Raw genomic sequence first — 13,258 nt, 5'->3', positions numbered from 1 at the left:
CCCAACCGCAATCAGTTGGGTACGCCCTGCGGCTCCAGGCGATCAATCACGCCCTGCATGGCACTGTCGAAGGCACCGTCGTCCACATGCGGACGCAGCCGTTCCAGCCGCACCATTACCGCCAGTTCCTCCGGCGAGGCCACACAGAAGCGGATGCCACGACGGTTGACGAACAGCAGGCGCGAGGAAATCGGGCTCACCCAGGACAGCTTGCCGGCCTGCATCTTGCCGTCCTTGTCGATGAAGTCCAGCCAGGTGCCGATTTCCATCCGGCGGAAGCGCTCGGCATCACCGTCGTCGAAATCCTCGGCCTTGGTGGCGGTGCCAAACTCAATGGCCGGGGTTTCCGGGGCCGGCGCTGTCGGCAAGGCAATCTGCGGCAACTCGGGCAGTGCGCGTTCAAGCTCTGGACGCAGCTCGGCAATGGACTGCAGGGTGTCGTGCAGGGCGTCGATGGCGGTGGTGCCGCCTTCGCCGTGCAGGCCGACGCTGGCAAATACCTTGCGCAGGCCCGGCTGGCTGGACTGCAGCCACAGCTTGCCGACGATATGGCGGCGCGCCTCGGCGACCTCTTCCAGCACGTCGTCGGCCAGTTTCAGGGCCTCCGTCACGCCTTCACCTTCGTCGCCTTCGCGCAGCAGGGTTAGCGTGAGGTGGTGGTTCCACGGCTGGCGCAGGAAGTCCTCAATGGCCTTGGGCAGGACCACCCCGGCAACCCGCTTGTCCAGCTCGGCGCTGGCGCGGTTGCGGGCGACTTCCAGCTTCTCCTGCCCGCGCTGGGTTTCGGCGGCGCGGCGCTCGGTGATTTCGATACGGCGACGATGCTGGGCCAGGAAGTCGCGGAACTCTTCCTCCAGCGTGAGGAAGATCGCCAGGTTCTCGTTGAACTCGGCGGTCAACCTTTCAATGATTTCCTCGACCTTGCCCATCAGCGCGCGCTCGGCCTGGCTTTCGCCGGCATTGCCCTCGCAGGCCTCGGCCAGCGAGTTGAGCAGCTTGCGCGCCGGATGGGTCTTCTGCACGAACATGCGGCGGTCGAGCATGGCGACCTTGACGAAGGGCACCACCAGACGACCGATCAGCTCACGCGAGCGGCCTTCCAGATCGCGCTCGTCGAGCATCACGTCAAACAGCATGCCGACCAGGTCGATCGCATCTTCGTCCTGTGGGTCCAGGTGCGCCTGCTCGGGGTCAACCCCAAGCCGCGTGGCACCGGACAGCACTTCACTCTTCAGGCGCTGTGCCAGCGACTCGCCATCCTCGCCCACCGCCGCGCGCAGGGTTGCGCTCGGCGTGGCCTGCAGCAGCGACAGTACCGACATCATCTCGCGCTGGTTCAACGAACGATGCTGGCCGGCTGCGCCGCCCGGCGACGCGTCCGCCGAAGAAGCACCTTCACGGGTCTGCCGGCTTTGCGCCAGCAGCTCGTGCAGCGCTTCGAGCACCATGTTCTGCGGATTGCCATAGGCCTGTTCGGCTTCAAAACCGGCAGCTGCCTGCGCCGCTTCGTGGCCGGCAATGCTGCCGCGGCGCTGTGTCCAGCGCTCGGAGAAACGCCGCGCCCACATCGGCGCATGGCCTGGGTCGAAGCCTTCCTCTTCCGCTGCGGCCAGCGCTGCCTGCTCGGCAGGTGAGCGCTGCGGGGTGGGACGGCGCGGCGCGGCGATCTCGGGCGCGGCACCGGCCTGGGCCAGGCGCTCGTCCACCGATTCGTACAGCTTGCCGACACCGGCGGCGAACTCGCGCTCGCACAATTTGAACAGCACCAGCCGCACTTCAGCGGTCAGGTCACAGGTATAGAACGCCTCGTGCACGGCAACACCGATGTGCTCGGGGCCGATCGGGTTGCTATCGGCATCCAGCGCCGCCACCCCGGCCACCCAGGCCAGACGGTGATCGATGCGCAGCAATACCTGCTTCCAGTCACGCAGCAGCACGGTGGCGAAATTACGCACCGCCAGCCGCGATTCCAGAATGTGCTCGGGCACCAGGCTCAGGCCGCCCTCGTTCTGGCCGGCCAACACTGCTTCAGCCGACTGCGGGGTACCCGCATCCAATGCGGCCCAGGCCTGCTGCAGGTGCGCGTCAAAGCGGCGGGAGATCTCCTCGCGGCGGCGGCGCAGCTCGCGCATGCCATCCAGGAAGGCCAGCTGCGAGGAGCCGGCCGTCTCGGCGCGGTCGAACAAAACATCGTCAAACCCTGCCAATACCTTGGCAAAGGCCTGCGAAAGCTGCGGCAACGAGGCCTCGCGGGCCATGCCAAGCAGCTTCTGGTTGCGACCGGGCTGACCGGCGGGATGCGGATTGGACATCATGCGCAAAGGCTCCACACCCTCACAGGCGCTGATCTTCTGTTAAACGAATTAGGAAATGCAGACACGGCCCCCGAAACCGCACGCGCATGGTAGGCGGAGAAGATGAACAGGGTCAGTGATGCAGTCCGCACTTCCTTCCTCATGAGCCCTTCCCCGCAATAGCAGCAATGCTAAGCGTGTCGGCGATTATTAGCGACCCATACCTTGTTAAGGGCACACAACGCAGCGCACAAAACCGACCCCGGTACGCGCTAAACGGCTGGTACATGGGCGGCGTCTATAATCAGTGGCCGCCTCAGCCCCTGTGAACCATGTCCGACAACTGCTTCCTGCAAGCGCTGGATCAGCGCCATTCGGTGCCCTCCCTGCAACTGGGCGAGCCTGCGCCGGACCCCGCAACGCAGCTGCGCATGCTGCAATCGGCGGTGCGCGTGCCCGACCACGGCAAGATGGTGCCGTTCCGCTTTCTGCGCCTGCAGGGTGAGGCACGGCACGCGCTGGGCGCGTTCCTGGCCCAACGCAGCCGCCAGCGCGACCCCAACGCGGCCGAAGCCGCAGTTGAGAAGGACCGCCAGCGCTTTTCCCATGCGCCGCTGATCATCACGGTGATCGCGCGGCTGCAGGACAACCCCAAAGTGCCAGCCCAGGAACAGCTGCTCACCGCCGGCTGCGTCTGTTTTGCCCTGCTGCAGGCCGCCCAGGGCTGTGGCTTCGGTGCGCAATGGCTGACTGCCTGGATGGCCAACGACCCGGAAGTCGCCCGTCACCTGGGCCTGGCCGACAACGAGCGGATCGTCGGCTTCATTCATATCGGCACGCCGAAGATCGCCGTCCCCGACCGCGACCGGCCCGACCCGGCCAGCCTGCTGCAGGACTGGCAGCCGTGAGTGCTCCGCTGCAACCGCTGTATCTGGTTGATGCCAGCCTGTACGTGTTTCGCGCCTGGCATTCCATCCCGGATGAATTCCAGGATGCCCAGGGCTGGCCGGTAAACGCAGTTCACGGTTTTGCCCGCTTCCTGCTGGACCTGCTCGAACGCGAACGCCCGCAGCATATTGCCGTGGCCTTCGACGAAGCGCTGGACAGCTGCTTCCGCCACGCGATCTACCCACTCTACAAGGCCAACCGCGACCCGGCCCCGGATGCGCTGCGGCGCCAGTTCGCCCACTGCAAGGCGCTGTGCGCCGCGCTGGGCCTGGAAGTGCTGGCCGACCGCGAATACGAGGCCGACGACCTGATCGGCAGCGCCCTGCATGCCAGCCGCGGCCGCCTGCGCGGCGTCATCGTCTCGGCCGACAAGGATTTGTCGCAACTGCTGCTGGAACATGACGAGCAGTGGGATTACGCCCGTAACCAGCGCTGGGGCGCCGACGGCGTCAAGGCGCGCCAAGGTGTGCACGCGCATCAGGTTGCCGACTATCTGGCCTTGAGCGGCGATGCGGTGGACAACATTCCCGGTGTTTCCGGCATTGGCGCCAAGTCGGCGGCGGTGCTGCTGGCCCATTTCGGCAGCATGGATGCCCTGCTCGAACGCATCGACGAGGTGCCCTTCCTGCGCCTGCGCGGCGCCGCCACCATCGCGGTACGGCTGCGCGAGCAGCGCGAAAAGGCGCTGTTGTTCCGCCAGCTCACTACCGTTGCCCTGAACGCGCCGCTGCACAATGCCGCCGGGGGCTTCCTGCGCAACAGCGGCGACGGCGACATGCTCGGCGGGCTGTGCGAGGCACTGCGCCTGGGCCCGATGACCCGGCGCCGGCTGATGACAGCGGCCGGCCTGCAATCCCCTTCCACTCCTGCCAACGAGTTCGCATGAGCCACAACACCGCCGAACCCCGCGTCGTCTACGAAGGCAAATACCAGCGCATGCTGGTGCGCGGCACCTGGGAATACAGCGAGCGCACCCATGCCGGTGGCCTGGCCGCGATCATCATCGCGGTCACCCCGGACGACGAGGTGCTGTTCGTCGAGCAGTTCCGTGTGCCGTTGCAGGCACGCACCATTGAAATGCCGGCCGGCCTGGTCGGTGACGTCGATGCCGGCGAATCCATCGAGGTTTCGGCCATACGCGAGCTGGAAGAAGAAACCGGCTGGACCGCCGACCATGCCGAAGTGTTGATGATAGGCCCCACCTCGTCCGGCGCCAGCAACGAGAAGATCGCCTTCGTCCGGGCCACCGGCCTGCGCAAGGTCGGTGCCGGCGGCGGCGATGCCAGCGAAGACATCACCGTGCACACCATCCCCCGTGAGCGCGCGGCCGCCTGGCTGGTGGAAAAAATGGGCGAAGGCTACGAACTGGATGCCAAGTTGTGGGCCGGCCTGTGGATGATCGAGCACCATCTGGATGGGCGCCCGCGTGGCTGATTCAGGCTTGCACAGCATTACCCCGCTGCTCGGCGCCGATGATCCGGCGGTGTTCACTGTGCACAACCCGCAAGGCACTTCACCGTTCCTGCTGCTGGCCGACCATGCCGGCCAGCGCGTGCCGCAATCGCTGGCTGCGCTAGGCTTGCCGCAGGCCGAACTGGACCGCCATATCGGCTGGGACATCGGTATTGCCGGCACTACCCGCGCGCTTTCCCAGCGCTTGGATGCCTGGGCCATCGAGCAGACCTATTCGCGCTTGCTGATCGACTGCAACCGGCCGTTGGTGTCGCCAACACTGATTCCCGAAATCAGCGATGGCACGCCGGTGCCGGCCAATCTGGGCCTGGACCAGCTGCAACGGCAGCAGCGCATCGACGCCATCCATGCGCCCTATCACGCCCGTATCGATAGCGAGCTGGACCGACGCCGCGACGCCGGCGTACCGACCCTGCTGGTGATGATGCACAGCTTTACCCCGGCCATGAACGGTATGCAGCGGCCGTGGCACGCCGGTGTGCTCTACCACCAGGACACCCGCTTCGCCGATGCGCTGCTGCAGGCATTGCGCGAGGAAGGCGATCTGGTGGTTGGCGACAACCAGCCGTATTCGGTAAACAGCAGCAGCGACTATGCGGTGCCAGTGCATGGCGAAGGCCGTGGATTGGTACATGTGGAACTGGAAATCCGCCAGGACCTGATTGCCGATGCCGCAGGCCAGCAGGCCTGGGCGGAGCGGTTGGAGCGCGTGTTCCGCAGCCTGCAGCCGAGGCTGCTCGCCCTGCAGGAACCTTGAGCAGCCTTGTGGGAGCGGCGTAAGCCGCGAAGCTGGTGGCCGGTCGGACACAGCGTTTGCAGGGCCCCTGCCGAGCATGGCTCGGCACTACAGCTGCCGCTCTTTTGTGGGAGCGGCGTAAGCCGCGAAGCTGGTGGCCGGTCGGACACAGCGTTTGTAGGGCCCCTGCCGAGCATGGCTCGGCACTACAGCTGCCGCTCTTTTTGTAGGAGCGGCGTAAGCCGCGAAGCTGGTGGACGGCCCGATGGAGCGCTTGTAGGGCGCCTGCCGAGCATGGCTCGGCACTACCGGAAGCGTTGCGTTGTCCACATAGGCTGTGCCCTGAGGGTTACACAAGCTGTGGATAAGGTTGCGCAACCTTTGTGCGACGGACCTTTGCAGCCACTGGTCATTTTTTGATCAAGCAGAGCCCCTGTAGTGCCGAGCCATGCTCGGCAGGGGCTTTATCAGCAAACCAACAACTGCGGGAACCGCACCGGGTGGCCTCAAACAATCCGCCGCGACGCTGGCGACAAAGTCAGGCGCGCATTTCTGCCATCTGATCGTCTACCAGCTTCGCGGCTGATGCCGCTCCCACAATCTGAGGGCTCAGCGGTAACGCCCCTGCCGAGCATGGCTCGCACTACAGGGGCGTGCTTATCAACCGGCGAAGCCGTCGGTGGCGCGTACCAGTGCGTCCACGTTCTCGGCTTCGAATGCCGAGTGGCCCGAGGCCGGGCTGATCTGCAGCTGCGCCTTCGGCCAAGCCTTGTGCAGTTCCCAGGCATTGGCCAGCGGGCACACCACGTCGTAGCGACCGTGCACGATCACGCCGGGGATGTCGGCGATCTTGTGCGCGTCGCGCAGCAGCTGGTTTTCCTCTTCGAAGAAGCCGCCGTTGACGAAGTAATGGTTCTCGATGCGGGCAAAGGCCAGCGCGAACTGCGGGTCTTCGTGGCTGTTGATGAAGTCGTCATCCACGTGCAGGAAGCTGGTGGCACCTTCCCATACGCTCCACGCTTTGGCGGCCGCCAGCCGGGTGGCCTCGTCTTCGCTGGTCAGGCGGCGATGGAAGGCCGAGATCAGGTCGTGGCGTTCAACCTGCGGGATCGGCTTGAGGTAATGCTCCCAGGCATCCGGGAACAGGCGGTTGGCGCCTTCCTGGTAGAACCACTCCAGCTCCCAGCGGCGCAGCATGAAGATGCCGCGCAGCACCAGTTCGGTGACGCGCTGCGGGTGGGTTTCGGCATAGGCCAACGCAAGGGTGGAACCCCAGCTGCCGCCGAACACCTGCCATTTGTCGACGCCGAGCTTTTCGCGCAGCTTTTCAATGTCGGCGACCAGATCCCAGGTGGTGTTGTCCACCAGATCGGCATGCGGGGTGGAACGGCCCGAGCCGCGCTGATCGAACAGGATGATGCGGTACTTGGCCGGGTCGTGGAACTGACGCATCTTGTCGCTGCAACCGCCACCGGGGCCGCCGTGCAGCATCACCACCGGCTTGCCGTCCGGGTTGCCGCATTGTTCGAAGTACAGCGTGTGGCGATCGTCGACCTTGAGCGTGCCGGTATCGTAGGGCTCGATGGCGGGATAGAGCGTGCGCATGGCAGCCTCGCAGGGAACAGGACGGTTAGTTTAGCGCAGCGTTGTTGCTGTCTTGTCTGCGCTGCAATGCCACTTCAGGGCGTTTCGTAGGTCGCGGGGGTGATGCCATCCAGCAACCAGATGCCGTCGAAGCGTTGCCGCGCTTCGGGCAGGCTCAGCTCATCGGCGTAGTCCATGCCCCAGAGCCGGCTGGCCGGATCGTCCTCGCCGGGCAAGCGGCCTGCATGCAGATCGATGAACACCGCAGCGGCTGCGGCAGTTGCGGTCAAGCGCGACTCCAGTTGCGACGGCCGTGCTTGGACCTTGCGAACCTGCTGATCGATGTAGTCGAGGTAGCTCCCCTGCGCGCCGGCGTAATGCAGCACATAGGCCTGAGCCTGCAGCGCCCCTGGCAAGGCGCGGGTTACGTTGTCCACCGGCGGAAAACCACGCGGATGACCATCACGGTAGCCGCCGAGTTTGTTCAGGTGGGCGTAGTGCCCCCAGACGACCGCTTTGCGCCCCGGGTAGGCCTGCTCCAGCAGCCATTGCAGGTTGCCGGCCATGACCGGATCGTGTTCATCGAACGCACGCAGCTGCCAAGCCACTTCCGCCATGCGTTGCAGGCTGGCGTTGATGCGGCGCCAGAAGCCATCGCTGTTGAAAACATCGCCGCCATGCTCGGCATCCGGGGCTGGCAGCAGCTGCAGCAACCATTGCGAATCATCGAGGAATACCTGGCGCGCGCCGGCATCAGCCGTTGCCAACTGGCCATCCAGCAATCGCTGCACTTGTTGGAGGTGGTGTTGCAGACGTTGCTTCTGCGCCTCGTCCAGCGGCCGAAGCAGTAATCGCTCACGCAACTGCGTTACCAGTTGCCGACGCGAGAACGTCCCGCTCAAGCGGCCATCGAAGCCAGCCAGCTGCATCGCACCCGGCGCATCGCGTTGCGCGTCCAGATAGTCGTACAGCGGCCACACCTCGGCGCTGTTGGCATACATGTAGAAGATGTTGCCCGCTGCGTTGGCACGCAACGGCAGCCTTGATTGCCAAAGACGGGTGACATCGAACAGCCCGCTTTCCAGCACCAGCAGGTCGAAGCCTTTGCGCTCGTGCAGGTAGCGCACGGTGTGCACCTTGCTTTCGTAGATATTGCCTTCGCCATGCGTGAGTTCGTCGAGCATGACGATGCGTTTGTCGCCGATGGCCTCACCCAACGGTGCCAGATCGGCATAGTCGTCCTGGGTTGGCGTGCTGGCTCGCACTGGATGGACGGGGGCTTGTCTGCTGGCAGCCGACGTTGGGGTGCAGGCCAGTGATGTGGCCAGTAGTGCAGCAGTGAGCGCGGTACGGATCATCGGCATCCCCGGTTTGGAAACGGCGATGCTACGGAGGTTCAGGGGTGCGTCATACGGACAGAAAATGGCCTGAATGACGCACTGGAATGACACTTTATGGCGCTGCTTTGGCCTTTGGCTTATTGGCTTGATGCCGTCATTCCCGCTTTTGCGGGACTGACGAGCTGAAGCAGAAGCGAGAGCCGACAGCGATAGCAACGGCGAGCGCCAAAGCAGAAAACTCAACCTCAACTAGGCCAACGCCCCAGCGTCACCCGATCGCGCTGTTCCAGATCCTGCACCGTCTGCGCTTCCACAAACCCGGCCTGCTCCAACAGCGCGCGGATCGCCTCGCCCTGGTCCCAGCCGTGCTCCAGCAGCAACCAGCCGCCCGGCACCAGGTGTTCGTGTGCGCCGGCGACAATCTCGCGGATCGCATCCAGCCCATCAGCGCCCGAGGCCAGTGCCGGTGGCGGCTCGAAGCGCAGGTCGCCCTGCACCAGATGCGGGTCACCCGCGGCGATGTACGGCGGGTTGCTGACGATCATGTCGAAGCGGTCCGCACCCAGCGCCGTATACCAGTGCCCGCGCCGGAACCAGACATTCTCCAGGCCATGCGCCTGTGCGTTCTTCACCGCCACCGCCAGCGTCGGGCCCAGCACATCGGTCGCCATCACCGTGGCCAACGGGCGCTCGCTGGCGATGGACAGGGCAATCGCACCGCTGCCGGTGCCCATATCGGCTACGCGCACCATGTCGTCGGCTGGCAGCCGGGCCAGCGCCTGCTCGACCAGCAGCTCCGTCTCCGGGCGCGGGATCAGGGTGGCGGTATTGACCTGCAGGTCCAGGGTCCAGAAGCCGCGACGGCCGGTCAGGTAAGCCAGCGGGTGTCCCTCGGCACGCCGCGTCAGCAGTACCTCGAAGCGTTGCCGGGCGTCGGCGTCCACGTCGTCGGTGGCATGGGCGAACAACCAGGCCCGTTCCACACCCAGCACGTGGATCAGCAACTGCTCGGCCTCATGGCGGGCATCTTGGCCCGGCAGGCGCGCAGCGGCCTCCCGCAACAGCTCGGCAACCTTCAACGTGGACACTTCATTACCTCTTCGCAGCAAGTTTCTGGACGGCGAGGATAGTCAGCGCGCCCGCCCCTGCCTACCGCCATGATCTTTGCCCAAGGATTAATCCCATCTATGTCGGGCCGTTCAGGCAGGCGTCCGATGGCTTGGAAAGCCGGCAAAGCACCCGATATCAGGCCTTGAGGCAGACATACGGCGTCGATTGATAGCTTTTACCTATTGATACGATGCATCCAATTCATTTGTCTTATTAGTTTCTGCCTATTAGTCTTGCTCCATCGATTCACCCAGCCCTACCACCAAGAGGAAACTTCATGTCCCTTATCAACACCCAGGTCCAGCCGTTCAAGGTCAATGCTTTCCACAACGGCAAGTTCATTGAAGTCACCGAAGAGTCGCTGAAGGGCAAGTGGTCGGTCCTGATCTTCATGCCGGCCGCGTTCACCTTCAACTGCCCGACCGAGATTGAAGACGCCGCCGAGAACTATGCCGAGTTCCAGAAGGCCGGTACCGAGGTCTACATCGTGACCACCGATACCCATTTCTCGCACAAGGTGTGGCACGAAACCTCGCCGGCCGTGGGCAAGGCCAAGTTCCCGCTGATCGGCGACCCGACCCACCAGCTGACCAACGCATTCGGCGTGCACATCCCGGAAGAAGGCCTGGCCCTGCGTGGCACCTTCGTGATCAACCCGGAAGGCGTGATCAAGACCATGGAAGTGCATTCCAACGAGATCGCCCGTGACGTCTCCGAGACCCTGCGCAAGCTGAAGGCTGCCCAGTTCACCGCCGCCAACCCGAACCAGGTTTGCCCGGCCAAGTGGAAGGAAGGCGAGAAGACCCTGGCTCCGTCGCTGGACCTGGTCGGCAAGATCTAAAGCCGTACCGCACTCCCACCCCGCTTCACGGCGGGTGTGGGGGTGAACCGCAGACTGTTTGACGCCAGCCAGCACGGCGCCAGCCAGCCGAGCAAGCAGGCTGCGGTTCACCCCTACTTTCCAAGGCGACCTGCCCCCACGCAGTGACGTCACTCCCCAGTATTGCCTCGACGTTTTGCCTCGATAGGAGATTGTCCATGTTGGATGCCAACCTGCAGACCCAGCTCAAGACCTACCTGGAACGGGTTACCCGACCGATCCACATCACCGCGCACGCCGATGACGGCGAAAAGTCGCAGGAGATGATGGAGCTGCTCAACACGCTGGTCACCCTGTCGGACAAGATCACGCTGGACGTGCGCCGTGACGGCCAGGGCCGCGTGCCTTCCTTCGATCTGGACAGCCCGGGCCAGAACATCGGCCTGACCTTCGCCGGCCTGCCAATGGGCCACGAGTTCACTTCCTTCGTGCTGGCCCTGCTGCAGGTCGGCGGCCATCCGTCCAAGGAATCGGCCGAGCTGCTGGAGCAGATCCGCGACCTGAAGGGCGAGTACCGCTTTGAAACCTATTTCTCGCTGTCCTGCCAGAACTGCCCGGACGTGGTGCAGGCGCTGAACCTGGCAGCGGTGCTGAACCCCAACATCACCCACGTCGCCATCGACGGCGCCCTGTTCCAGGACGAGGTCGAGCAGCGCCAGGTGATGTCGGTGCCGACCGTCTACCTCAACGGCGAAGTGTTCGACCAGGGCCGCATGAGCCTGGAGCAGATCGTGGCCAAGCTGGACACCGGCGCCGCTGCCCGCGACGCGGAGAAGATCAAGGCCAAGGATGCATTCGACGTGCTGGTGGTGGGCGGTGGCCCGGCCGGTGCCGCGGCGGCGATCTATGCCGCACGCAAGGGCATCCGCACCGCTGTTGCTGCCGAGCGTTTCGGCGGCCAGGTGCTGGACACCATGGCGATCGAGAACTTCATCTCGGTGCAGCACACCGAAGGCCCGAAGCTGGCTGCCGCACTGGAAGCCCACGTACGTGAGTACGAGGTCGACATCATGAACCTGCAGCGCGCTACCAAGCTGGTGCCGGCCGGTGCCGATGGTCTGGTCGAAGTGCAGCTGGAGAACGGCGCCTCGCTGAAGTCCAAGACGGTGATCCTGTCCACCGGCGCCCGTTGGCGGCAAATGAACGTGCCGGGCGAGAACGAGTACCGCAACAAGGGCGTGGCCTATTGCCCGCATTGCGACGGCCCGCTGTTCAAGGGCAAGCGCGTGGCGGTGATCGGCGGCGGCAACTCCGGCGTGGAAGCGGCCATCGACCTGGCCGGCATCGTCAGCCACGTCACCGTGTTCGAGTTCGACAGCAAGCTGCGCGCCGACCAGGTGCTGCAGGCCAAGCTCAACAGCCTGCCCAACGTGAAGGTGGTGCTCAACGCACAGACCACCGAAGTGCTGGGCGACGGCCAGAAGGTCAATGGGCTGGTCTATACCGACCGCGCCGGTGGCGATTCGCACCGGGTCGAGCTGGAAGGCATCTTCGTGCAGATCGGCCTGCTGCCGAACACCGAGTGGCTGCGTGGCACGGTGGAGCTCAGCGATCGCGGCGAGATCATCATCGATGACCGCGGCCAGACCAATGTGCCGGGCGTGTTTGCTGCCGGTGACTGCACCACGGTGCCGTACAAGCAGATCATCATCGCCATGGGCGCCGGTTCGACCGCCGCACTCAGTGCCTTCGATCACCTGATCCGCTCGCCGGTGCTGCAGCCGGCAGCGGTAGAGGCTGAAATCGCCTGATGCTTGAAGCCCCTCTCCTGCGGGAGAGGGGTTGGGGTGAGGGTAAGACCTTCTGCAATCTTGGAAAACCTGGGCCTGGCCCAACCCTCATCCGCCCCTTCGGGGCACCTTCTCCCGATAGGAGAAGGAAACACCCGGGAGCCCGACATGAATCTTCGTGACCTGAAATACCTGGTGGCGTTGGCCGAGCACAAGCACTTCGGCCGGGCGGCGGCGGCGAGCTTCGTCAGCCAGCCCACACTGTCCACCCAGATCAAGAAGCTGGAAGAAGAACTGGGTGTACCGCTGGTTGAGCGGGCGCCGCGCAAGGTGATGCTGACCCCGGCCGGGCGCGAAGCCGCCGCGCGCGCGCGCAACATCGTGGCCGAAGTGGAACAGATGAAGGAAGCTGCGCGCCGTGCGCGCGATCCGGAAGCCGGCACCGTGCGTCTGGGCATTTTCCCCACGCTGGGCCCGTATCTGCTGCCACATGTGGTGCCGGCCATCCGCCAGCGCTTCCCGCAACTGGAAATGCTGCTGGTCGAGGAAAAGAGCGACGTGCTGCTGGCGCAGCTGCGCAATGGCCAGCTCGACGCGGTGGTACTGGCCTTGCCGGTGGCCGACGATCAGCTGCATACCGAGTTCCTGTTCGAAGAGCCTTTCGTACTGGCCGCGCCGGAAGGCCACCCGCTGACCGCGCACGCCTCCCTGACCCTGGACGACCTGTCCGACCAGCGCCTGCTGCTGTTGCAGGACGGCCATTGCCTGCGCGACCAGGCGCTGGATGTCTGTCATATGGCCGGTGCACTGGAGAAATCCGAGTTCCAGGCCACCAGCCTGGAGACCCTGCGGCAGATGGTGGCGGCCAACGTCGGCGTCACCCTGCTGCCGATGCTGGCGGTCAAGCCGCCGGTGGCGCGCTCGGAGAACGTCAGATTGATCCCGTTTTCGGGCAACCCGCAGCCGAACCGGCGGATCGGCATGATCTGGCGCCGCAGCTCGGCCATGGGTGCCTTCCTGGAACAGTTCGCACAACTGTTCAAACAGTTGCCGGCGGGCTTGCTGGAGGCGCCGGCGGAGGCTGCTCGGGTTCAGGCTTAAAAGCTTACCCCTCCCCGGCCCTCCCCTGCGCTGCGCGCAAGGGAGGGAGCCAAGCCTTGCCC

At 64.8% G+C, this 13,258-nt stretch carries 11 protein-coding genes; 7 read left to right on the top strand and 4 right to left on the bottom strand.

Features of this window, described 5'->3' with window-relative positions:
- Positions 1–11: 11 nt before the first annotated feature.
- Entirely contained in the window at positions 12–2,315 is a 2,304-nt protein-coding gene (locus ACVOKO_RS10095; protein WP_346498794.1) for a DUF1631 domain-containing protein, read from the bottom strand.
- A gap of 311 nt (positions 2,316–2,626) precedes the next feature.
- On the opposite strand from ACVOKO_RS10095, the gene ACVOKO_RS10090 reads away from it, so the two are divergent.
- The 4 genes from ACVOKO_RS10090 to ACVOKO_RS10075 are packed head-to-tail and all read left to right on the top strand — an operon-like array spanning position 2,627 to position 5,472.
- On the top strand, positions 2,627–3,202 hold the full coding sequence (locus ACVOKO_RS10090) for a nitroreductase family protein (protein ID WP_346498793.1): 576 nt from the start codon (positions 2,627–2,629) through the stop codon (positions 3,200–3,202).
- Positions 3,190–4,128 carry a 5'-3' exonuclease gene (locus ACVOKO_RS10085; RefSeq protein ID WP_346498837.1) on the top strand — a complete coding sequence of 313 codons (939 nt, stop codon included), beginning with the start codon at positions 3,190–3,192 and terminating at the stop codon, positions 4,126–4,128. Before ACVOKO_RS10090 ends, ACVOKO_RS10085 begins: the two co-directional genes overlap by 13 nt.
- On the top strand, positions 4,125–4,676 hold the full coding sequence (locus ACVOKO_RS10080) for an NUDIX hydrolase (protein ID WP_346498792.1): 552 nt from the start codon (positions 4,125–4,127) through the stop codon (positions 4,674–4,676). The genes ACVOKO_RS10085 and ACVOKO_RS10080 overlap by 4 nt, the downstream gene beginning before the upstream one ends.
- Positions 4,669–5,472: an N-formylglutamate amidohydrolase gene (locus tag ACVOKO_RS10075; RefSeq protein ID WP_346498791.1), complete on the top strand. Its 804-nt coding sequence runs from the start codon at positions 4,669–4,671 to the stop codon at positions 5,470–5,472. The genes ACVOKO_RS10080 and ACVOKO_RS10075 overlap by 8 nt, the downstream gene beginning before the upstream one ends.
- A 639-nt stretch (positions 5,473–6,111) precedes the next feature.
- Here the strand turns inward: ACVOKO_RS10075 and pip are convergent.
- The 3 genes from pip to prmC all read right to left on the bottom strand — a co-directional run bounded on the left by pip (position 6,112) and on the right by prmC (position 9,463).
- Positions 6,112–7,056 carry a prolyl aminopeptidase gene (gene pip / locus ACVOKO_RS10070; protein ID WP_346498790.1) on the bottom strand — a complete coding sequence of 315 codons (945 nt, stop codon included), beginning with the start codon at positions 7,054–7,056 and terminating at the stop codon, positions 6,112–6,114.
- A gap of 74 nt (positions 7,057–7,130) precedes the next feature.
- Positions 7,131–8,393 (bottom strand): erythromycin esterase family protein, encoded by a 1,263-nt coding sequence (locus ACVOKO_RS10065; RefSeq protein WP_346498789.1) that lies wholly within the window; start codon positions 8,391–8,393, stop codon positions 7,131–7,133.
- A gap of 227 nt (positions 8,394–8,620) precedes the next feature.
- The gene (prmC, locus tag ACVOKO_RS10060) at positions 8,621–9,463 is read right to left on the bottom strand and encodes a peptide chain release factor N(5)-glutamine methyltransferase (protein WP_346498788.1); all 843 of its coding nucleotides are present in this window, start codon (positions 9,461–9,463) and stop codon (positions 8,621–8,623) included.
- A gap of 299 nt (positions 9,464–9,762) precedes the next feature.
- Here prmC and ahpC point away from each other — a divergent pair, with 299 nt between their 5' ends.
- From ahpC to ACVOKO_RS10045, 3 genes are all read left to right on the top strand, one after another.
- Positions 9,763–10,326, top strand: coding sequence for an alkyl hydroperoxide reductase subunit C (gene ahpC, locus ACVOKO_RS10055; RefSeq protein ID WP_057628729.1), 564 nt, complete (start codon positions 9,763–9,765; stop codon positions 10,324–10,326).
- Positions 10,327–10,523: 197 nt separating this feature from the next.
- Entirely contained in the window at positions 10,524–12,116 is a 1,593-nt protein-coding gene (ahpF, locus tag ACVOKO_RS10050) for an alkyl hydroperoxide reductase subunit F (protein ID WP_346498787.1), read from the top strand.
- Positions 12,117–12,263: 147 nt separating this feature from the next.
- Positions 12,264–13,196 (top strand): LysR substrate-binding domain-containing protein, encoded by a 933-nt coding sequence (locus ACVOKO_RS10045; protein ID WP_346498786.1) that lies wholly within the window; start codon positions 12,264–12,266, stop codon positions 13,194–13,196.
- Positions 13,197–13,258: the final 62 nt, after the last annotated feature.

The sequence above is a fragment of the Stenotrophomonas sp. STEN240 genome, assembly GCF_056756175.1.
Note: the sequence above shows the minus strand (reverse complement) of the source record. Positions and strands in the feature narration are given on the sequence as shown.